The organism is Paenirhizobium daejeonense, assembly GCF_014280875.1.
GTDB lineage: Bacteria > Pseudomonadota > Alphaproteobacteria > Rhizobiales > Rhizobiaceae > Allorhizobium > Allorhizobium daejeonense.
The window spans coordinates 104,844-125,233 of sequence record NZ_JACLAL010000007.1 but is presented as its reverse complement, the minus strand read 5'-3'; the positions used below and the strand labels follow the sequence as shown (position 1 = coordinate 125,233).

The window sequence follows — 20,390 nt, the reverse complement described above, 5'->3', positions numbered from 1 at the left end:
GGGCCGCGACAACAGGAGAGTGAAATGAGTGAGATTGGTTTCATTGGCCTTGGCAACATGGGCCGACCGATGGCGGAACGCATCATCGGCGCAGGCTACAAGCTTGTCGTCAATGATCGTGTCGATGCAGCAGTTGCCGCCCTGACGGATGCCGGCGCAACAGCTGCCGGGACCATTCCCGAGCTGACCGCTCGTGCCGAAACGCTTTTCATGTCGCTGCCCACGCCTGAAGTGGTGCTGGCTGTTGGCCGCAGCATTGCCGAAAACCCCGGCATCGTGAAACGCGTCGTCGATCTTTCGACGACCGGCCCGAAAGCCGAAATGGATCTGGCGGAGATCCTGTCCGCAGCCGGAATCGCCTTGGTCGACAGTCCGGTATCGGGCGGCGTCGCGGGCGCGACGAAAGGCACTCTGGCCCTGATGGCGGCCGGACCATCCGCCGATTTTGCCGTCGTCGAGCCGATGCTTCTCAGACTCGGCAAGGTGATCCGCGTCGCCGAAGAGCCCGGAAAGGCTCAGGTGATGAAGCTCATCAACAACATCTGCTCGGCTGCGGCGCTGGCAATCACGTCCGAGGCGATGGTAATGGGCGCCAAGGCCGGCCTTGATGCCGATGTCATGATCGAGGTGCTCAATGCCGGATCCGGCCGCACCTCGGCGAGCGTCGACAAGATCCCGCGTTTCGTCCTGCCGCGCGGTTTCGACTTCGGCTTCGCCATTGCGCTGTCACTCAAGGACATCCGTCTTTGCCTCGAAGAGGCAGACCGCCTCGGCGTGCCCATGCTCGTCGGCAATGCCGTGCGGATGCTCTTCTCCATCACCAAGGCAGATTGCGGCCCGTCAGCGGACATGACGGCGATCATTCGTCCCCTGGAAAAATGGGCGGACACCGAAGTCCGCGGCAAGGCTGCCGGGGCCTGACATGGTCGGCATCAGCGCCACCGTCGCCGATTTCGTCCATGCGCCGCCGGCGATGCCCGACGCCGTGATCCTCGCCGGCCGGCGTTCCCTCATCAATATGGTGGGCACCGCGATCGGCGGTTCCGGCGAAGCGGCGATCGATAAGCTGGCAGCGCTGCTACCGGCCTTCTCCGGTCCCCCGACCAACACGCTGATCGGGCGCCCGGAGCGGGCAGACATGTTATGGGCGGCGTACATAAACGCGGCCTCCGCGAACATCTTCGACTATGACGACACGCACATACCGACCGTGATCCACCCCTCGGCGCCGGTCGGACCTGCGGTGTTGGCGCTGGCGGAAACCTTGGCCAGCGAAGGCCGTCCGGTCGATGGCAGAGCCCTGATCGAGGCATTCGTGCTCGGCGCGGAGGTCACCTGCCGCCTCGGCAACGCCCTCCATCCGGTGCACTATGCACGCGGTTGGCACATCACGTCGACATGCGGTGTTTTCGGCGCAGCCATGGCCGCTGGACGCCTACTTGGCCTGTCGCCTTCCCAACTGGTCGACGCGCTGGGCCATGCGCTGGCGCAAGGTGCGGGTTCGGTCGAAACGCTCGGCACCATGTCGAAAAGTCTCTCAGTCGGCCAGGCTGCGCGCGGCGGCCTGATGGCCGCACTGCTCGCCGCCGACGGATATACCGGCCCTGAAGAACCGCTTGAGGGCAAGCGCGGCTTTTTGGCCCTTCACTCTGATACGCCGGATTATGCCGCCATCACCGGCGAACTTGGCAGTCGCTGGGAGATCCTGAACAACACCTTCAAGCCCTACCCTTGCGGCGTCGTGCTGAACCCAGTCATCGAGGCCTGCCTTGCCCTACATGCAAAGGGCGGTTTTAGCACAACGGATATCATGTCCGTGGAGCTCACCGGCCATCCGCTACTACGCCAGCGTACCGACCGACCCGGCGTGACTTCCGGCCGATTGGCCCAAGTCAGTGCACAGCATGCCGTCGCCGTCAGTCTGGTGCACGGAAGAGCCGATCTGGCAGCGTTTTCGGACAAAGCAGTCGCAGATACTGAGACCCGCGCGCTCGGTGACAAACTTACCTTTCGCGACGACCCCACCTATGCACTGGATTCAGTTCAGATCCGTCTTCTCATGACCGATGGGCGCGAAATCCTGAATGTCATCACTGCAGCCAAAGGCGGGCTCGGAGACCCGCTGAGCGACACCGATCTAGCCGAAAAGTTCCGTGATCAGATCGCTTGGCGGCGTGTTCTACTGGATGGCGATGAACTGATTGCGACCCTCGAAGAGCTGGATCATGCCATCGATGGGGCGGTATTCCTGCGTAAGACACAACCTGCAATTTTTCGAGAATAGGACCTACAGGAGAAGCCCATGGGCCACAGAAACTTTTCAGATCCCATATTCACGCTGACGACCGGCCCGGTGGATGCCTATCCTTCGGTGCTGCGGGCGTTGGCTAGGCCAGTGCTCTACGACTATGATCCGGCCTTCCTTGAGCAATATGAGGCGACGCACGCCAAGGTTCGGCAGGTCTTCCATACCAGCACTCCGCCGGTGATCCTTCAGGGTGAGCCGGTGCTGGGGCTTGAGGCCGCGGCAGCTTCGCTGATCGCACGCAACGATGTCGTGCTCAATCTGGTTTCAGGGGTATACGGGAAAGGTTTCGGATTCTGGGCCGCACGATACGCCAAGGAACTCGTCGAACTGGAGGTTCCTTACAACGAAGTGCTCACGGCGGATGCCGTGGCCGACATGCTGAAGAAGCGCCCCGACATTGCGATCGTCTCCATTTGCCACCACGACACGCCGTCCGGCACGGTCAATCCCGTAGCGGAAATCGGTGCGGTTGTGCGGGCGGCCGGTAAACTGCTGATCGTCGACTCCGTTTCGGCGTTCGGCGGCATGGAGGTCCTGCCGGAAACCTGCTTTGCCGATATCTTCGTCACCGGCCCTAACAAATGCCTCGGCTGCCCGCCGGGATTGTCGCTCCTGCATGTGAGCGAGGCCGCGTGGGAAAAGATCGCGGCCAACCCTGATGCTCCGACAGCTTCGATATTGTCGATAAGCGACTGGAAACGAGCACATGAGGCAAACCAACCTTTCCCTTTCACGCCGTCGGTCTCCGAAATCTACGCTCTTGATGCGGCGCTTGATCTTTATCTGGAGGAAGGAGAACAGGCGGTATGGGCACGTCATGCCCTGACGGCCAAGGCCTGCAGGGCCGGCATTCTGACGGCCGGGCTCAAGCTCTGGGCGGCGAGCGAAGAGATTGCATCACCCACCTGCACCGCGGTCGCAATCCCGGATGGCATCGATGAAGTAAAGCTCAGAGCCGCCATCCGGGCACGCTATGGTGTCGTCTTCTCATCGGGTCGGGCTGAGACGTTGGGCAAGCTGACCCGCATCGGGCACATGGGACCGACCGCACGGCCGACCTACTCGCTCATTTCTGTCGCGGCAATCGCGGGCGGGCTTCAGGCGGCTGGTGTCAAAGGGATCGACGTCGGTGCCGGCGTCGAGGCGGCAATGGCAGTGATCGACGAAGCCCAGGCTTGATGCCTTGCTTTGCATCGGGATAGTTGCACCCAAGACATGGCTTCCGGAACCCCGACAGCGTTCCGGAAGCCTCTTGCGGAGCAGCCTGCCAAAACGCCGATATGGAACGGAAAGCTGTTGAAGGTCCCAAAAGCCATTAAAAGCAGGAGTAACCGTCGCCTCGATTTTCAACCATATCGTTATCGATCCGATTTGCATGGAATCGATTCGTTTTAATGCCAGGGCGATACTGTAGTCATGCTCACGAATGCCCGATGCAGAGATAAGTTATTCCAGTTTCAGCTTTGCAGATGCACTATTGCTTCGCTCCGTTGCGTGGAAAGCGCCAAGCATTGAAAAATATGAATTTTGAGTAATGCCATCCCCGACAGGCCTTCCCGGTGAGGTCACAAGCAGGATGCTGCATCCTAAAGAGGCATTCAGGCAATCTACCGCTTTTAAAGCAGGCATTTTCCGTGTAGTAATACCGTATTATCAATTTTTCAGTTCACAAACGGGGCACCAACTGATGGCCAAGCTGCTGCAACGGAAAACACCGCCGATCGATTTCAAGGTCATCAAGGCTGCAGCGCCAGTTCGCCATAGCGTTACCGAGAGCATTCGCGAGTCGATTGCCGTTGGATACTTCAAGGCTGGGGAACGCATCACGGAGCGCGATCTTTGCGAAATGACCGGCGTCAGCCGCACCGCTGTGCGTGAGGCGCTACGCCAGCTGGAGAGCGAAGGACTGGTGCAGGTCGTCCCGCATCGCGGACCGATCGTTGCACGCCTGCTGCCGGAACAGGCTGAGGGTATCTACCAGGTGCGGGTCGAGCTCGAAGGTCTCGCCTGCGAACTGTTTGCCCGCAATGCCACGGACGAAGATATCGAAGCGCTGAAAGCCGCGTTTGAAGTGCTGAAACGCGGAGAGCAAATTACAGATCCGCTCGAACGCCTGACTGCGAAGAACGCATTCTACGATTGCCTGATCTATGGTGCCCACAATGAGGCCCTGGGTCATACGCTCTCGTCGCTCAACGCCCGCGTCATGGTATTGCGCGCAACATCCCTGGGTGCGCCGGGACGGACGCGTGAGAGCCTTGATGAGCTTGAAGAGGTTGTCGGCCATCTCGCCGCCCGGCGTGGCAAGGAGGCTCGCAAGGCAGCAGCGCGTCATGTAATGAACGCAGGCAAGACCGCGCTTGCCATCCTCCGTCAGCGGCTGGCCGAAGAAGAGCAAGAGGATTGAATATTCGGCCCGATAGCGGGCCGAATATCAGATACCCGGCGTCGCGCCGCCGTCGACGTTTATGACCGTGCCATGCACATATGACGCCGCCGGACTGCACAGAAACCGCACGACATTCGCGACTTCTTCAGGATCGGCAAAGCGCTGGATGCCCTGCTCCAGGCGCATTTCCTCACGCGCATTCTCAAACGATATGCCCCGTTCTCTTGCAAGGTTCTCAATGCGCTTGGCGAGCCGGTCCGTCACGATATGGCCGGGGCACAAGGTGTTGATCCGCATCCCGGTATCCCGGGCCCGCTTGGAGATGGCCTTGGTGAAATTGATCAGGGCGGAGTTGACCGAACCGCCGATCGTGAAGTCGGGCTCAGGGGTGTGAGCCCCGACGCCTGATATGTTGACGATCACGCCCTTGCTCTCCGCCAGGGCAGGCCATGCGGCCCGGCAGAAGCGCACTGTGGCATGAAACTTGAGTGCGAAGCCCTCGAGGAAATCGTCGTCGGCCAGCGCGAAGAAATCCCCTCGCTTCGTGGCGCCTGCATTATTGATCAATGCATCGATGCGCCCGGTTGCGGCTATAGTGGCTTCCACAACGTTTTCAGCCGCACCCGCCTGGGAAAGATCCGCGGAGATCATATTCACCAACGGCGAGCCCGCGTTCCGAGCCATTTCAGCCGTCTCCTCCAGTCCCGCCACATCACGTGCACAAAGGCTCAGCGCGTAGCCGTCCCGCGCCAAGCCAATCGCAAAGGCTCGACCCAATCCACGGCTGGCTCCCGTAATAATCGCAGTCCGCATATCCTTTTGCCCTCTCAGATCCAGCTTGGAAAATACAATAATGCATTTTAGATCAGTAGCTTAAGTTAATGGCACGAAAATTCACCATCGTCGCCGCTTTTCATTATTGTATTACGGTATGATCATGCTATCGTATTCTCACGCTGTCAATCGAGAACATCGCTATGGCTTTCCTGGCAATCTTTGGTTTCTTGCGCTGCCGGTCCGGCCGCCCCAGAAAGGGGAGCCGGATTTCGCCTCACGCTCGATGGCAGGCAAACAGCTCCGAGGACGCTCATTGCACGCTGCAATGGGCCCTTTCTCCATCAGCGTCACACCGCAGGCGAACCGGATTGGGGGCAACTCCAGCTCGACGCTCAAGTGGAATCTCCTCTCTCGTGCGCCAGTCGTCACCCTTCCGGCCACACCAGATCCGCTGCACCGCCATTTTGTCGCCGACCGAATTTTGCTGGAACACGTTTCCAGATGCAACGTCGACGCCGAAGCTGAACGAGATCTTCGCACCAGGAGCAGCCTCTCCAAGGTCGGCGGAGAACCAGTGCGCGATTGCAGCACGACAACTCAGCGCGGTCTTTCCCGTATTCTCGACCGCAACGTCCAGCATCTGCGCCGCAGAAAAGGCAGGAGCGGAGGTGAAGGTCAGCAAGAGCGCCGGAATCAGGAGGTAATCTTTCATATCTGGACCCGTTTTGGATTTTACGATTAGTAAAATCTAGCATGCCAAGAAGTGCCGTCAACTAAAATCAAGAAGGGAACAATATAATGAGAAATACAATAAAGTCGTCAGTAAGTATTACTGCGCTTATCGCATCCATATCAATGTTTTGCGCAACATCCGTTTCTGCTGCAGATCTGGAGTCTATTGCTATTCTTGCGCCGGAAATGGGCACCGACATGGGCTGGAACCAGCAGGGCGTTGATGCTGCCAAGGCTGCCGGTGAAGCCGCAGGCGTAAAGGTGATCGTGGCCGAGAACCTCGGCTACGGCGACGTTCGCCCGACGTTGCGGGAACTCGCGGAAGACGGCGCGGGCCTTCTTATCGCTCATGCCTCGGGCTACAACACCGCAGCGCCAGAGATCGGTGAAGAACTGGGCGTTCCGGTCGCCATCGTCGATAGCCCTGACAAGCTGTCGGCCGGCAAGGTCGCCGACTACACCGCAGCCGGCAGCGACGGCGCTTATCTTGCAGGCCGCCTGGCTGCCAAGGTGTCCCGCACGAAGGTTGTCGGGATCGTCGTATCCGGCGAACCGCCGTCCTGGAACAACATGTCGGTTGCCTTCGCCCAGGGCGTCAAGGCAGAGAACCCGGCCGTCGAGGTCCGTTACGCAGTAATTGGCCCGGCCGCCTATGCGGATGCAGCTGGCGGCAAGCGCGTGACCGAAACTGTCATCGCATCGGGTGCGGATATCATTTTTGGCCAGGGCAACGGTTCCAGCTTCGGCATGCTGCAGGCCGTCGAAACCACTCCGGCAACCGACGGCGGCAAGGCCTACTTCATCGACGTGATCGGCGACAAGACCTCAATCGACAAAGGCTTCCTGCTGTCTTCAGTCATCTGGAATCTCGAACCCGTCTATGCTGCCATGATAAAGGATCTCAAGGACGGCAAGTACGGCAGCCATAATTACGATATCAAGCTCGCCGATGGCAGCCTTCGCTTGCTGAAGACAGCCAACGCGCCCGCCAATGTCTGGACGGAGATCGAGGCGCTTCAGGCCGATATCGTCTCCGGCAAGATCAAGGTCGAGCCGAAGTTCGATGCCGAGAGCGTTCACGCACTGGTAAAGACGGTCGGCTCGAACTGAGCCATCCTGCTCCGAATACCTGAATTGCCGCATGCACCATGCATGCGGCAATTCAGACTTCCATGAAGGAATTTGAGATGCAGGCTTCAATCGAGGCAGAGACCTCTTCGACACGCGCGCTCGGGAGACCGTTCATCGGTCTGCGCGGCGTTACCAAGCGCTTTCCCGGTGTCATCGCCAACAATAATGTCAACATCGACATCTGGCCCGGTGAAGTCCATGTCCTCCTCGGCGAAAACGGCGCGGGCAAGTCGACCTTGGTCGGTATGCTCTCCGGCCTGCAGCAGCCGGACGAAGGGACAATAGAGATCGACGGAACCGCCGTCACGATTTCATCGCCTCGCCACGCCCTTTCTTTGGGCATTGGAACAGTCTTCCAGCATTCAATGCTGGTCCCAAGCCTCAGCGTGGTGGACAACTTCACGCTTGACGGCGTCTGGTGGCGCAAACCGGACCGAAGCGGTGTCGCCAAACGCATTCATGAGATTGCAGAACGCGTCGGCTTGCGCGTCGATCCTTTTGCACTGGTCTCCACCCTGTCCCTTGGCGAACGCCAGCAGGTGGAGATCCTTCGAGCCCTCATGCGCGGCAGCCGCTGCCTCATCCTCGACGAGGCGACGGCCATGCTCACTCCACACGAGGCAACGGCCCTTGGCGCATTGATGCGCCGGCTTGCTGCTGACGGTCTTGCGGTCATCTTTATAACCCACAAACTGAATGAAGCTTTGGCCTATGGCGATCGGATCTCGGTCCTGCGTCTTGGACGTAATGCCGGATCCATCGGCCCGCAGGAGCTTCACGAGCAATCCGACGAAGAGAACACCCGCAACATTATCGGCTTCATGTTCGGTCAGTCCACCGTCGGGAAAACGAACGACCAACCACGCCCCGCACGCGATTTCGGTGCGGTTATCCTGAGAGTCGAAGGACTCACTTCAAGGGCTGGCCGTATCCCGCTGAACAACATCGCGTTCAGCGTACGTGCCGGTGAGATTCTGGGCATAGCCGGCATCGACGGTAACGGACAGAAGGAGCTGGCGGAAGCTCTGGCTGGCCAGACGGAAGCATCCGGAAGCGTGCAGCTCAACGGCATGGAAATCGGTGCCCATACCGTCGGCGCACGCCGCCTTGCCGGGCTGAGATATGTCACCGATGATCGATTAGGCGAAGGCACCGTAGGCATCTTCAGTGTTGCCACGAACTTCCTCCTGAAAGACATCGGCGCCGCGCCATTCTGGCAAAGAGGTATGGAAAAGCCGCAAGCAATCAACGCTCAGGCGACCGAGCATGTCCGTAACTTCGATATTCGAACGCCAAGCATTCAAACGCCAGTGGGCACGCTTTCCGGCGGCAACATCCAGAAGGTTCTACTCGCACGCGAACTGACCGGGACAGCGGAGGCGGTGATTTTCGCCAAGCCGACTTACGGCCTGGACGTCAAGAACATCCGCGCAACACGTGAGCGTATTCGCGAGGCTGCCAACAACGGCAAGGCGGTTCTGTTGATTTCGACAGATCTAGACGAACTGCTCGAACTCGCTGATCGGATCAGTGTGATTGACAGCGGCAGATTGCTGGGCGCAGTCGAGAACGGCCCGAATGCCCGCGATGCAGTCGGTCGCATGATGAGTACCGGAGAAGAAGAATGAATGAACAACAGGCGACAGTCGCTCCGACAACAAGCTCCGGCAGATCGAGTATGTTCCCGGCCTGGGGCCGAGTGCTGGCCATAAGCGTCGGGCCGCTCATTGCTGCATTGGCGCTCGGCGGAGTCATTCTTCTGGCCATGGGCGTCAATCCCCTGAGCTATTATGCCTATGTGGTGGAACGGGCGATCCTCTCTCCATCCGGTCTGTCGGCGACCCTGACGAGAATGGGGCCTTTCCTGCTGATCGCCGCCAGCCTGATCGTCGCCTTCCGGGCCGGGATTTGGAACCTGGGCGGCGATGGCCAGTTTCTGCTTGCCGCCGTCATCGTGGCGGCAACCACGCCGCTGATGTTTGGCGCAGGCCTTCCCATCTGGATCAATCTGGCGATTGGCCTTGTTATCGGCGCCGTGATCGGCGCGCTGTGGGGCATCCTGCCGGCCTTGTTGAAAGCGTGGCATGGGATCAACGAAATCATCACGACGCTGATGATGAGTTTTCTCGGCGTTTCCCTCGCCAACGTTTTGGTGAAGCTCGCCTTTCTCGACCCGGCTACCACGACGCCCCAGACCCGCACTCTTCCGGTCGAGGCCCGTCTGCCGAAACTTTTCGATACGACTGTCTCTTCGGGACTGATCGTCGGCCTGATCGCAATTGTGGCGGTACACCTGATGATGACGCGCACCTCTTTTGGCATGCGGCTGCGTCTCGTAGGCGCCAACCCTCGGGCGGCGGTTCATGCGGGACTGTCCGTACCAAAGCTGACGATTGCAGTCTTTGCCATCTCCGCCGGCCTTGCAGGATTGTCGGGTGCCGTCGACATTCTCGGCACCCAGGGCAATGTGCGGGCCGACTGGAACCCGGCCTACAGCCTGACCGTCGTGCCGCTGGTGTTTCTGGCAAGACTTAACGGCTTCGGCTCGATTGCTTATGTCTTCCTGTTTTCCGCCCTCACCATTGGTGGCGAAAGCGCCGCCCGGCGACTTGGTGTACCAAGTTTCTTCTCGCTGGTCATCGTCGCATTCCTGCTAATTACGCTGGGGCTCGCTGAGTACCTGGACAAGCGTCGGCATTACCGCGCGAAGCCCTGAGCAAAGGTTCGATACATGTCGCTCTTCACGGAAAGTTTCATCATCACCTTGTTTCTCGGAGCCATTTCGGCCGGGACACCCTTGCTGCTGGCCGGCCTTGGAGAACAGCTCTCGGAAAAGGCGGGCGTGTTGAACATCGGTCTCGAGGGCATGATCCTCGCAGGCGCCTATGCCGGCTTTCTCGTCGCTTGGGCGAGCGGCAGCCCAGCCCTCGGATTTGTCGGCGGCGCTTCGGCAGGCGCATTCATCGCCGCATTCATGGTGCTGTTTTGCGTTCGTCTGGGGCTCAACCAGATCGTGATCGGGATCGCATTGACGCTTGCGGTGCAAGGGCTCACGGCCCTCTTGCATTTTGCGCAGTTTTCCCGGAGCTATCCGCGTCTCGACGGCGTGTCGAAGTGGCCGATATGGCCGCTGTCCGACATCCCCGTGCTGGGCCCGATCCTCTTCAACCACAATCCGGTCGTTTACTTGGCAATTGCCTTTGTCGCGCTCTTTGCCTGGGTGTACCGCATGACCCATCTCGGCTCCGTTCTCCAGGCAGCCGGAGACAAGCCCGCGGCATTGGACGCCATGGGCGTGGACGTGTTCCGCACTCGCAGCCTGGCCGTTCTGGCCACCGGCGCGCTGGCGGGGCTTGGCGGCGCTTTCATGTCGGTGGCTGTCGCCGGCGTCTTCATCCCCTTCATGAGCCACGGCAATGGCTTCATCGCCATCGTTCTTGCCATGCTGGCACGGGGACGTCCACTCTGGGTCCTTGGCGGAGCACTGCTTTTCGGGGCCAGTCTTTCGCTGACCACAGCGTTGCAGGTGGCAGGGGTAAACGTGCCCACCGACGTCATCCAGATGCTGCCGTTTGCAATGGTGATGATGGTGCTGCTCGTTGCCGGCAGGAAGGCGAGCCTGCCGCAAGCCTTGGGCGAGAGCTTCGTGCGGGGAGCTCGTTGAACTGCTTCACACTCGGGTGGCCGGTGTCATCTTCGGCCCCTCGCCAGGAACGCAACACCCTGGCTTCGGTCTTGACCATTTCCATCTAACGAAAATTCGGCGGACTTCTTGAATAAGCTGGAGCGGCGGCCGTCTTCTTGTCGGCGGGAGTGTGAGGGGCCTCTGCGGTCGGAACGCTCCCGATCAGCTTGAGAAGCTCGAGGCCATTGGGGTTTCCAGCGCAAGGCCGCCAACCATCTCCCGCCACCCCTTTTTTGTGTGACAGACAACACAATTGCTTCATTTTCTGACACCGACAGCGATAGCATTTGTTTGATCCTGCTGACCGGATTAGTCTTTAGCGGCAATTCGAGAAGGAAGTACGATGCGGAAGGTCGGTTTGATCCTGGAAGACGGGTTCCAACTCATGGGACTGGCAGCGCTTGCGGCTTTCGAACTCGCCAATGCAGAACTCGGCGACGAAGGCTATCAGCTGACAGTGTTATCCGAGAGGGGCGGAACGGTCCGGTCCTCGATGAATGCGGGGATAGAGACCGTCGCTCTTGGAGTGATGCCTGACACATTGATTGTGGCCGGAGAGCTTGTACCTTCGGCCATCTCGCCGGGGCTACGTGCTTACCTGACGCAGGCCGGGAGAGAGGCCCGCCGGGTCGCCGGGGTCTGTACGGGAGCCTTCGTTCTGGCGGAGGCAGGTCTGTTGGACGGGCGGATGGCCACAACACATTGGGCGCATGCAAACAACCTCAGATCGAGGTTTACCAAGGTCACCGTGGATGAGGACCGCATCTTTATCCGCGACGGCAACATCTGGACCTCGGCAGGAATGTCATCGGCCATCGACCTCACACTAGCGTTGATCGAGGACGATCATGGCCCCGCACTGTCTCGTTCCATCGCACGCAAGCTGGTTGTCTATCACCGCCGCCCCGGCGGCCAATCACAATTTTCGGCCTTGCTCGAGCTGGAGCCACGATCCGACCGGGTCAAGCGCGCCCTGAGCTACGCCCGGGAAAACTTGCGCAAGCCTCTGTCTGTCGAGGAACTTGCAGAAGCAGCGAATCTCTCACCTCGCCAGTTCAGCCGGATTTTTCGCGAGGAGACAGGCCAGTCCCCCGCAAAGGCCGTCGAAATGCTGCGCCTTGAGGCTGCGCGCGTAATGCTTGAAGAGGGGCGGCATCCGATGGAAGTCGTGGCGCGCGACACGGGTTTTGCGGACCGTGACCGGATGCGTCGAGCTTTTCTGCGAAGCTACGGTCAACCACCAGCAAGCCTGAAGCGCAGCCTCAAACTGATGGAAGACAGTACGATCATATGACCTTATTTGCCGCATCAGCGTCATCTTAATTGAGAGGCACACGACCTCCGGAATGGCTTCAGTCGCTGCCGAAGTGATCGAGCAACTGAGTTTGAATCAGGTCGATATACTCGGCTGTTCTCTGAGTGGCGGTGCAGCATAGCAACTGCCACTGAATGCACCTCTATCCTTCAACGTCTAATCTTAACGGGGAGAAGCCCCCTCGTCAGCATGACCGATTGACAGCAACCGCATCCTCGTAGCCCTAGATCACGATGCTGGAGTCAACGACCACACAGACTTCGTCTTCTATCCAGAACAGAGATGGCAGTCGCTGCAGGCAAGGCCTTGCTTGCCTGGATAAGGCGGAACCCGAATGGGAACCGCTCGTCGCCGCCACGGCTTTAACAACTCAGGTGAAAGTCATATCGACCTGGCCCGGGTCTCGTCCTGCTCCACGGAGTTGCGCCTATCGATCCTAAGGCGAACCTAACGCATGTCCGTATTTGCTGTTTATATGACATTTGAGACTTAACGGTCAGAGTGCATAGTGAACTCCACAAGGCACCACAGTGGTGCGACAGAAAGGATGATCCCATGCAGATGACCGGCAACACAATCTTCATCACAGGCGGTACTTCCGGCATCGGCCGGGCGCTGGCCGAGGCATTCCATGCACTTGGCAACAAGGTCATCATCGCCGGTCGGCGACAGGCACTGCTCGATGAAGTGGCAGCCACAAACCCGGGTATCGACGGGGTTACACTCGACATCTCGGATTCTGCAGACATAGACCGCGTTGCCGCACAACTAATCCGCGACTACCCGACACTGAACGTCGTAATCAACAATGCGGGCATCATGCCTTTTGATGATGCCTCAGCTAGGATTGACGACGCCACCTCTCGCCGTATCCTCGATACCAACCTGCTGGGCCCGATCCGGCTGACCTCGGCGCTGGTCGAGCATCTCAAGACGCAGCCACGCGCCACGATCATCCACAACACCTCTGTACTCGCCTACGTGCCGATCGCAACCAACGCTGTCTATTCCGCGTCAAAGGCCGCGCTGCATTCCTATTCCTTGTCACAACGCTTCATGCTGAAGGGCACGAACGTCACAGTGCAGGAAATCGCGCCACCATGGGTCGATACGGACCTCATCAAGAAGAGCGGCGATCCACGGGCTATGCCGCTCGACGCCTTTATCGCCGAGACAATGAAGGGTCTTGCGACAGAGGCCCCGGAAGTCTTTGTCGAAGGCATCCGGGCGCTACGCGACAATCCTGGCCTGAACGAGCACGCATTGGTCGACGACTTCAACGCCCAGATCGCTGCCAATCCGATCCCGGTCTGACATCTCCATCCCATCGATGTCCGGGACCGTAGGCTTCGGGCCCGGACATCAAGGAGTGCCACCCAATGTCTGTATCGTTCGCCCATACGTCGCACGCCGCGCTTATTCCCGCCGGTTTTCTTGCACTTGGAACCTTTGCCATTGGCACGGAGGGTTTCATGATCGCACCACTCTTGCCGGTCATGGCGGAAGACTTCCGTATGGCCGTGCCGACCACAGCACTCTTGGTTGTAGTATTCACGCTGGTGCTCGCCTTGTCGTCACCAGTGACGACGGTTGCAACAGGCAGGTTGCCGCGACGCCGGGTCTTACTGATCGCGATGTCGCTCTTTGCAGTCGGTAATCTCACTGCGGCGTTGTCATCATCCTTCACTGCACTGATGGGTGCACGCATTGTCATGGCGATCGGCGCAGGTCTCTATGTCCCAGCGGCCAATGGTCTGGCCGGTGTCATTGTAGCCCAGCATATGCGGGGCCGTGCCCTTGCTATTGTCAGCACAGGGCAGACACTGGCGATTGCGCTTGGATTGCCCCTCGGCGGCCTGATCGGCCACGCCTTCGGTTGGCGGGCAACCTTCCTGTTGGTTAGCGCGATGAGTGCTGCAGCAATTGCAGGTATTCTGACAGGTATTCCGGGCAGTGCCGGTAGGGAGGTCTCAGTCCCAAGCTTTAGAGAGCGGGTGCTCGTCATCCACCAGCGTCAAGTCCTTCGCCTGCTTGCCGTCAGCCTGTTCTGGTCGATCGGTGCCTTTGCCGCCTACCCCTATCTCGCCGAATATCTGGCGACGGTACTCTTGTTTGGACCGCTGGCAATCACCGCAACGGTGTCGCTATGGGGGGTGTCGGCCGCAGCCGGCGTCCTGACCGGAGGCATCTTCAATGACCGCTTTGGCGCCAGCCGGGTGGTGCGATGGTCGCTCACCCTGCTCGGCCTATCATTCCTGTCACTGGCCATTCTGGCCGGACTGCCAGTGACTGTGGCACTTGTCCCGGTGCTGATGGCGGTGGCGCTGTGGGGTTTCACGGTCTGGTCGTTCTTCCCGGCGCAGATGTCGCGCTTGATTGGCGCCGGCGCTCCGTCACAGGCTCCCGTGGCACTCGCGCTGAACACATCCACCATGTACTTCGGATTTTCGGTCGGAAGCGCACTCGGCGCGGCGGTCTTGGGCACAGGTGCTATCTGGGGCATCGGCCTGTTAGCAGCCTCGGCAGAACTCATTGCCGTGGCCGTAAATGCCGCCCTCGTCAGAACGCGATAATGCCCGACATCCTAGTCGGCGGCCAGATCAGGTCTCAACAATCTCCAAAGTTACTCATCACCTTTCACGGCAAACATCCGCTGGAAGGACAACATCGAAAGGAATGATTACATGACATCTCGTATAGAGACCCCAGCCGCCGCAGCAGCCACAGGCGAAACCGCCGATCTCCTTACCGCCATTCGCAAGTCGATCGGCATGGTCCCCAACGCTTATGCGGCCATCGGAAGCCTCAATACGCCAGCCTTGCAAGCTATGCTGTCTGCCGACGCTGCACTCTCGCGTGGTGTTCTATCAGCCCAGGATCGCGAAACCGTCAAGCTCGTGGTGAGCGCGATTGCCGGCTGCGACTATTGCGTGGCGGCTCACAGCCTTGCCTGTAAGGCTTCCGGCATTCCGGTCGACACCGTAAAGACGATCCGTGCGCTCCAACCGACAGGCGATGCGCATCGTGATGCACTGATCCGGTTCGTGAGGGCTCTGCAGGAAAGTTCCGGAACGATCGCTCAGGCTGAACTCGATATGTTCCGCGCGGCAGGTTTCCCGGATCAAGCCGTTGTCGACGTCGCCCTGGCGATCGCAATTATCACCTTCACCAATGTCTTTAATCGGGCGAACGACACCACAGTCGACTTTCCGGCACTTAAGTAATGACTCCCGTACCTCTCAATGCGATCGCAGTATCGTTGAGAGGTACGCCCTCTGGCAACATGCCCGACGCCATTGTGCAGATGTGAGCCGATGCCTGGAGGTTTAGTAGCGGCGCGGGGCCGGACGCCAGTCAATCTGCTCAGCGTGTCGCCTGACGCGCTCCTTACCCAAATGTTGGAAATGCGCTCGACCCTCAAAGTTTGAATGCTGATCGTCACCGGCTTCGCCCCCAAAAGGCGGCGAAAAACATCTTTTGCAGTTGGTGGAAGAGAGCTGTCCCCTTGTCGAGATTGTCGCTGCAATCAAGCGGTAATCTCTTCAGTAGTTACCTCGAAACGCTTTAATAGCGCCGGCCCGAAAGCGGTCGACATAGCAACGTCCGTTGCGTCGCGTCCGGTTGCCATCAGGATACGACCGATGCGGGGCGTGTTATGGCGCGCATCGACAGTGTACCAACGACCACTAAGATAGACCTCCAGCCATGCACTGAAATCCATTGGGTTCGGATCCTCCGGCACGCCGATATCCCCGAGATAGCCTGTGCAGTAGCGGGCGGGAATGTTCATGCAGCGACAGAGCGTGATTGCGAGATGGGCATAGTCACGGCATACGCCGGTTTGATCGGTGAAGCCACCGAATGCGGTTCTGAGAGGATCGGCTTTCATATAGTCGAAGACGATCCGGCCATGAGCAAAATCGAGGATGGCCTGAACGCGCGGCCAGCCGAGCGGCGTGGGGGAGAATGTCTTCCATGCAAATTCCGCGAGCCGATCGGTATCGCAGTAGCGGCTGCCGAGCAAATAGATCAACACATCGTCAGGCAGATGGTTGATGTCGTGCTGGATGGCGTCTTCCGGCACGGGATCGGGCAGACCGCTGTCATAGATCTCGAATGTCGTTGATATGGTCGTGAGACCAGCCGGTGCGACAATACGATTGCAGGAATTGCCGAAGATGTCGGTGTAGTTCCAAGCCTCAATGGGACGATCGAACACCAGCGTTTGTTCGCTCAGAAGATCGACGCGGCGGGAAGGGTGAATGTTGAGAACGAGCAACATCGGTGTCTCGTGCTCGCATTGGTATCCCAAGCGAAAACCTGCGCGTATCTTCATGTAGGTCTGTTCCTTTGCGTTGGAAATAAATGAATGCAGGTTAAACGCTGGGCATGGGCGGAGCGTTCCGCCAAGCTACCGTGGCTTCAGCCGCAATAGCTCTGTCCGGCGGTCACGTTGACCTGCCCGTCCATTTCGGCAAAATCTGCCGGCCCACCATTGTAGCTGCCCGATAGCGGGCAACACCAACGCGGATGAGAGCGGGATTGCCGACGATGTCGTTGGTCAGGTCGAATTCCACCCAGCCCACACTCGGCAGATAGACCCGGCACCATGGCATGCCTCGAACCTCCGCCGAGCATCACCGGCCCGTCGCGATCGGTAAGATTGATCTATCCGGTGACGAAGCGGCCAGCGAGACCTAGTTGTTCAATCCCGGCATTTGATGGTGCGTTATTCAGCCCGGAATGGAGGGTTGGGCTATCGTCAAATTCTACACGGGAGCGCCCGCACCACAGAGGCATTTCCTGCAACGCTGTTTGCAACGACATGAGATTAGCCGATTACCAGCGTGACAGGGGACAAGAAGCCAAAGAAGAGGTTTAAAACCTACCCGATCGATCGCATCGACTTCGCCGAAGTTCGAACGGCCGCAGGCAGGCTCTATCTTTACGTAGCGATAGACGAGACTTCAATGCTATCGGCGCGATTGTTCAAGCCTTTACGCGACCGATGTTCGAAGCCGGGCATCAAGGTCCGTCTCGCAGCGCCGTACGAGCGGGGTTTGTCGGTTATGACGCGCGTCAGTGCCAGGCCATGTTTTTCAACAGCCTGGCCAACAGCCGCTTGGCCGCCATGGAACCGCGGCAAGCCTGAGCGACCTTGTCGGGAACGTAGCCGTACTGGTCTCGATTACGCCAAAGTCAATGTTTCCGGTCGCCAATCGGAACCATGACCCCATCAAGGTGCCGGACATCCTTTCGGGACGGTTTCCTTTTGCGCTGCTGCTTGGCCTAAGCCGCACCGAACTTGCGGGCCCAACGACGGATCGCTTCATAGGGCACGACGACGCCACGCTCCAGAACCATTTCCTTCACCAGCCGCAAGCTCACGGGAAACCGGAAATACAGCCTCGTCTTAGCCCCTCAGGTCCGCAATGAGGCGTACGCGTACACGCAGCGGGTTTCCCGGAATATAGGTTAGCGGGATGTCCTCGGCGTCGAGAAGCTGGATCGTCTCCATATCGGCACCTGCCTCCAGTGCACGCCGTTTGGCTATATCGCGGGCTTGAGCCAGTGCATCGTCGCGGGAAACGCCGTAAAAGACCTGATCGCATTCGCCGCTGACCTGTGCCATAGCGGCTCCGATCGCGTTTGCAACCCCTGCATGCTCGACCTTGATGACAGTCGAGACACCGGGCAATTCATCCGGCACCAGCGCGGCCCCGCCGCCGACTGCGATCACCGGAACGGCCGACACACTGGTTTTCATCCTATCGACCAGTTCGGCCAGCCTTCCGTTGATCCAGACATCGACATCAGAGAGCAAGCTGTCCGGCAGCTCCGAGACCTTCGAAACGTCTCCGAATTTCATGCGGTTCATACGAACGGCGACATCGGTCAGGGTCAGGGTGTCTCCGCCCTTCACTCTGGCTTTTTCCGTGATCCGGTAACCTACACTCTGTGGTCCGATCCGGCCGCTGTTCTCATCGACGATCGTGCCGCCACCGAGCGCGATCGCCACGACATCCGGCATCCGGAAGAAGGTCGAGACACCGCCGATATCGACCTTGGAGTTTGCTTCCCGCGGGAAGCCGCTGACAAGCACGCCAGCATCCGTCGTGGTACCGCCGACATCGAGCACGATCGCTTCGTCGAGACCGGAGAGCATGCGCGCGCCCCGCATGCTGTTGGTCGGGCCGGAAGCGAAGCAAAGCACGGGAAAACGGACCGCTTGGGAAGCAGGCATGACCGTGCCATCGTTCTGCGTCAGATAGAGCGGAACCTGCAATCCGCTTTCTGCGACCGCGGTCTCGAAAGCGGCGACCGTGTCGCGAGCAAGCCGATGCAATGCGCTGTTGAGGATGGTGGCGTTTTCGCGCTCGATCAGGCCGATGCGACCGAGTTGGCTCGAAAGCGTGACCGACACGCCGGGGGCGACTTCCCTGAGGATCGCGGCCGTACGCTCTTCGCATTCGGACGTCAGCGGCGAGAACACCGCCGTGATAGCCGCCGCGGTGACGCCACTGTCACGGATTTCGAGCGCCACGTCGCGCATGCGGTCGTCATCGAAAGGCACGATCTCCCGCCCGTCGAATTCATGTCCGCCGCGAATCAGGAAGGTTGGCCCCTCCACTTCGCTGCGCAGATCGGCCGGCCAGGCCTGCATAGGCAGGATGCTGTGGGCGGCGGGCAAGCCGATACGGATGACCGCAACCTTTGACAGTCCACGCCGCTCGATCACGGCGTTGGTGAAGTGCGTGGTGCCGATCATGATCGCGCGAATGCCGTCCGCGTCAGCGTCGCCGCCGCCAAGAATGTGGTCGACGGCCGTGCGGATACCGCTGGTCACGTCGGTCGTCGTCGCCGTCTTGATCGAGCGGATGATTCGGTTGTCGTCGAGAAGAACCGCGTCGGTGTTGGTCCCGCCGACATCGATACCGATGCGCTTCATACCGTTTTCTCCGCAAAAGGCTGGTAGTCGAAGTCAAATCCGAAGGCACGCGGCCCGGTTAAGGCAAGGCCCTCGGGACTGGTCATGATCGGATCGGCCGGCAGGGCGATCACGGCAACGCGCTGGCCGTAGCGCAGGACCTCCGTTCCGATCGCTTCCGCCGTCTCCTCATCGAGCACGGTGATGAGATCCGGCACGCAGGCAATCCTGACACTATCCAGCCGGGCGACGGAGAACTCGTTCTGGAAGTCGATCTCCAGCCGCTGACCTTCGAACGCCCCGGTGCCGGACAGGACCGCACAACCACGAACAAAGCCGTCCGTGGTACGGCGGGACACGTCCTGAACCTTGCCGGTGAAAAGCAGCGCGCCATTCTCTGCCTCCAGAATGGAGGCGACGGGATTGGCCCCTGCCTTTCGGGCGTCCAGAACAGCGTTGCCGATATTGAGTGCGCGGCCGATGGAGTTGAGAATTGCATGGTCCTTCACCTCGCGCCCCGTGCGTGGGGCAGCACAGGTGCCTGCGATCGATCCCAGTTCGACAACCGTCTTGCGGCCAATCCGCTCAACGCGGGTCGCATTCTCGGCGACAGGGATAAGCACGGCGTTGTCACGGATATCGGCGATGGCGAAAGGCGTGACCGGAAGACCACGGATCGCGAAGCTCGCCATCTGCGCCTCGGGAAAAGCCCGCCCCATGGTATCCGCATCGACCACCGGAAGGCCGAGTTCCATGCCGACCAGAAGCGCGAAAAAGGCATTCTCGCCGCCGATCTCGATCGACATGATCGCGTCGAAAGCTTTGCCGCAGTGCTCTTCCATCAGGCGCACGGCTTTGCAGATGGCAACCGGCTCGGGAAGCCGTTCCTTGGTCACCAGCGGTGCACCCATGATGCAGACCACCGCCACGCGTGCGTCATCGGCCAGTTCCCGTGGGTCGAGCAGCGTCACTCGCCTGCCGCGCAGGTAGTCGGCCTGGGCGCACATCAATTCCAGATGAGGGTGATTTCCACCCCCTGTTCCAAGTACGCCAGCGCCGATCGCCAACGCCTCCAATTCATCGAATTCGAGTTCGCGCATGCTGTTTTTCCGTTTGAAAATCTGG

The 20,390-nt window shown here is 59.5% G+C and carries 17 protein-coding genes and 3 pseudogenes; 13 read left to right on the top strand and 7 right to left on the bottom strand.

Features of this window, described 5'->3' with window-relative positions; all coding sequences use genetic code 11:
• The first annotated feature begins 24 nt into the window (after window positions 1–24).
• The 4 genes from H4I99_RS18050 (at window position 25) to H4I99_RS18035 (ending at window position 4,715) form a co-directional block, all read left to right on the top strand.
• Window positions 25–921, top strand: a complete 897-nt coding sequence (locus H4I99_RS18050) for an NAD(P)-dependent oxidoreductase (protein ID WP_163897857.1) — start codon at window positions 25–27, stop codon at window positions 919–921.
• Window position 922: 1 nt separating this feature from the next.
• Complete coding sequence (locus tag H4I99_RS18045; protein ID WP_163897854.1) at window positions 923–2,284, top strand: MmgE/PrpD family protein; 1,362 nt, start codon at window positions 923–925, stop codon at window positions 2,282–2,284.
• A gap of 18 nt (window positions 2,285–2,302) precedes the next feature.
• Window positions 2,303–3,487 carry a pyridoxamine--pyruvate transaminase gene (gene ppaT, locus H4I99_RS18040; protein ID WP_163897851.1) on the top strand — a complete coding sequence of 395 codons (1,185 nt, stop codon included), beginning with the start codon at window positions 2,303–2,305 and terminating at the stop codon, window positions 3,485–3,487.
• 508 nt (window positions 3,488–3,995) lie between these two features.
• Complete coding sequence (locus H4I99_RS18035; protein WP_163897848.1) at window positions 3,996–4,715, top strand: GntR family transcriptional regulator; 720 nt, start codon at window positions 3,996–3,998, stop codon at window positions 4,713–4,715.
• A 27-nt stretch (window positions 4,716–4,742) separates the two neighbouring features.
• Here the strand turns inward: H4I99_RS18035 and H4I99_RS18030 are convergent, their stop codons facing one another.
• Together H4I99_RS18030 and H4I99_RS18025 are read right to left on the bottom strand one after the other, a co-directional pair.
• Window positions 4,743–5,510, bottom strand: coding sequence for an SDR family oxidoreductase (locus tag H4I99_RS18030; protein ID WP_163897845.1), 768 nt, complete (start codon window positions 5,508–5,510; stop codon window positions 4,743–4,745).
• 274 nt (window positions 5,511–5,784) lie between these two features.
• Entirely contained in the window at window positions 5,785–6,186 is a 402-nt protein-coding gene (locus tag H4I99_RS18025; protein ID WP_163897843.1) for a hypothetical protein, read from the bottom strand.
• A gap of 86 nt (window positions 6,187–6,272) precedes the next feature.
• On the opposite strand from H4I99_RS18025, the gene H4I99_RS18020 reads away from it, so the two are divergent.
• The 8 genes from H4I99_RS18020 (at window position 6,273) to H4I99_RS17985 (ending at window position 15,561) form a co-directional block, all read left to right on the top strand.
• A complete protein-coding gene (locus H4I99_RS18020) occupies window positions 6,273–7,316 on the top strand; it encodes a putative B6 ABC transporter substrate-binding protein (RefSeq protein WP_163897840.1) in 1,044 nt (347 codons plus the stop codon).
• A gap of 77 nt (window positions 7,317–7,393) precedes the next feature.
• The gene (locus H4I99_RS18015) at window positions 7,394–8,965 is read left to right on the top strand and encodes a putative B6 ABC transporter ATP-binding protein (protein WP_163897837.1); all 1,572 of its coding nucleotides are present in this window, start codon (window positions 7,394–7,396) and stop codon (window positions 8,963–8,965) included.
• On the top strand, window positions 8,962–10,053 hold the full coding sequence (locus H4I99_RS18010) for a putative B6 ABC transporter permease subunit 2 (protein ID WP_163897834.1): 1,092 nt from the start codon (window positions 8,962–8,964) through the stop codon (window positions 10,051–10,053). Before H4I99_RS18015 ends, H4I99_RS18010 begins: the two co-directional genes overlap by 4 nt.
• 15 nt (window positions 10,054–10,068) lie before the next feature.
• Window positions 10,069–11,001, top strand: coding sequence for a putative B6 ABC transporter permease subunit 1 (locus H4I99_RS18005; protein WP_163897831.1), 933 nt, complete (start codon window positions 10,069–10,071; stop codon window positions 10,999–11,001).
• A gap of 364 nt (window positions 11,002–11,365) precedes the next feature.
• Window positions 11,366–12,316, top strand: a complete 951-nt coding sequence (locus H4I99_RS18000; protein WP_163897828.1) for a GlxA family transcriptional regulator — start codon at window positions 11,366–11,368, stop codon at window positions 12,314–12,316.
• 576 nt (window positions 12,317–12,892) lie between these two features.
• A complete protein-coding gene (locus H4I99_RS17995; RefSeq protein WP_163897825.1) occupies window positions 12,893–13,651 on the top strand; it encodes an SDR family oxidoreductase in 759 nt (252 codons plus the stop codon).
• A 65-nt stretch (window positions 13,652–13,716) separates the two neighbouring features.
• Entirely contained in the window at window positions 13,717–14,910 is a 1,194-nt protein-coding gene (locus tag H4I99_RS17990) for an MFS transporter (RefSeq protein ID WP_163897822.1), read from the top strand.
• A gap of 111 nt (window positions 14,911–15,021) precedes the next feature.
• Window positions 15,022–15,561 carry a carboxymuconolactone decarboxylase family protein gene (locus H4I99_RS17985; RefSeq protein WP_163897819.1) on the top strand — a complete coding sequence of 180 codons (540 nt, stop codon included), beginning with the start codon at window positions 15,022–15,024 and terminating at the stop codon, window positions 15,559–15,561.
• A gap of 302 nt (window positions 15,562–15,863) precedes the next feature.
• Here H4I99_RS17985 and H4I99_RS17980 read toward each other — a convergent pair whose 3' ends face one another.
• A complete protein-coding gene (locus tag H4I99_RS17980; RefSeq protein WP_163897817.1) occupies window positions 15,864–16,673 on the bottom strand; it encodes a transglutaminase-like domain-containing protein in 810 nt (269 codons plus the stop codon).
• An 86-nt stretch (window positions 16,674–16,759) separates the two neighbouring features.
• Window positions 16,760–17,038: pseudogene (locus H4I99_RS24550) on the bottom strand (transglutaminase family protein); the annotation flags it as partial.
• A gap of 93 nt (window positions 17,039–17,131) precedes the next feature.
• Here H4I99_RS24550 and H4I99_RS17970 point away from each other — a divergent pair.
• Window positions 17,132–17,308: pseudogene (locus H4I99_RS17970) on the top strand (IS481 family transposase); the annotation flags it as partial.
• Here the strand turns inward: H4I99_RS17970 and H4I99_RS24545 are convergent.
• The 3 genes and pseudogenes from H4I99_RS24545 to H4I99_RS17960 form a co-directional block, all read right to left on the bottom strand.
• Window positions 17,301–17,743, bottom strand: a pseudogene (locus H4I99_RS24545) (DDE-type integrase/transposase/recombinase); the annotation flags it as partial. The pseudogenes H4I99_RS17970 and H4I99_RS24545 sit on opposite strands and share 8 nt — an antisense overlap.
• A gap of 7 nt (window positions 17,744–17,750) precedes the next feature.
• Window positions 17,751–19,286 carry a hydantoinase/oxoprolinase N-terminal domain-containing protein gene (locus H4I99_RS17965; RefSeq protein ID WP_163897814.1) on the bottom strand — a complete coding sequence of 512 codons (1,536 nt, stop codon included), beginning with the start codon at window positions 19,284–19,286 and terminating at the stop codon, window positions 17,751–17,753.
• A complete protein-coding gene (locus H4I99_RS17960; RefSeq protein WP_163897811.1) occupies window positions 19,283–20,365 on the bottom strand; it encodes an S-methyl thiohydantoin desulfurase family protein in 1,083 nt (360 codons plus the stop codon). The genes H4I99_RS17965 and H4I99_RS17960 overlap by 4 nt, the downstream gene beginning before the upstream one ends.
• Between the last annotated feature and the right edge of the window lie 25 nt (window positions 20,366–20,390).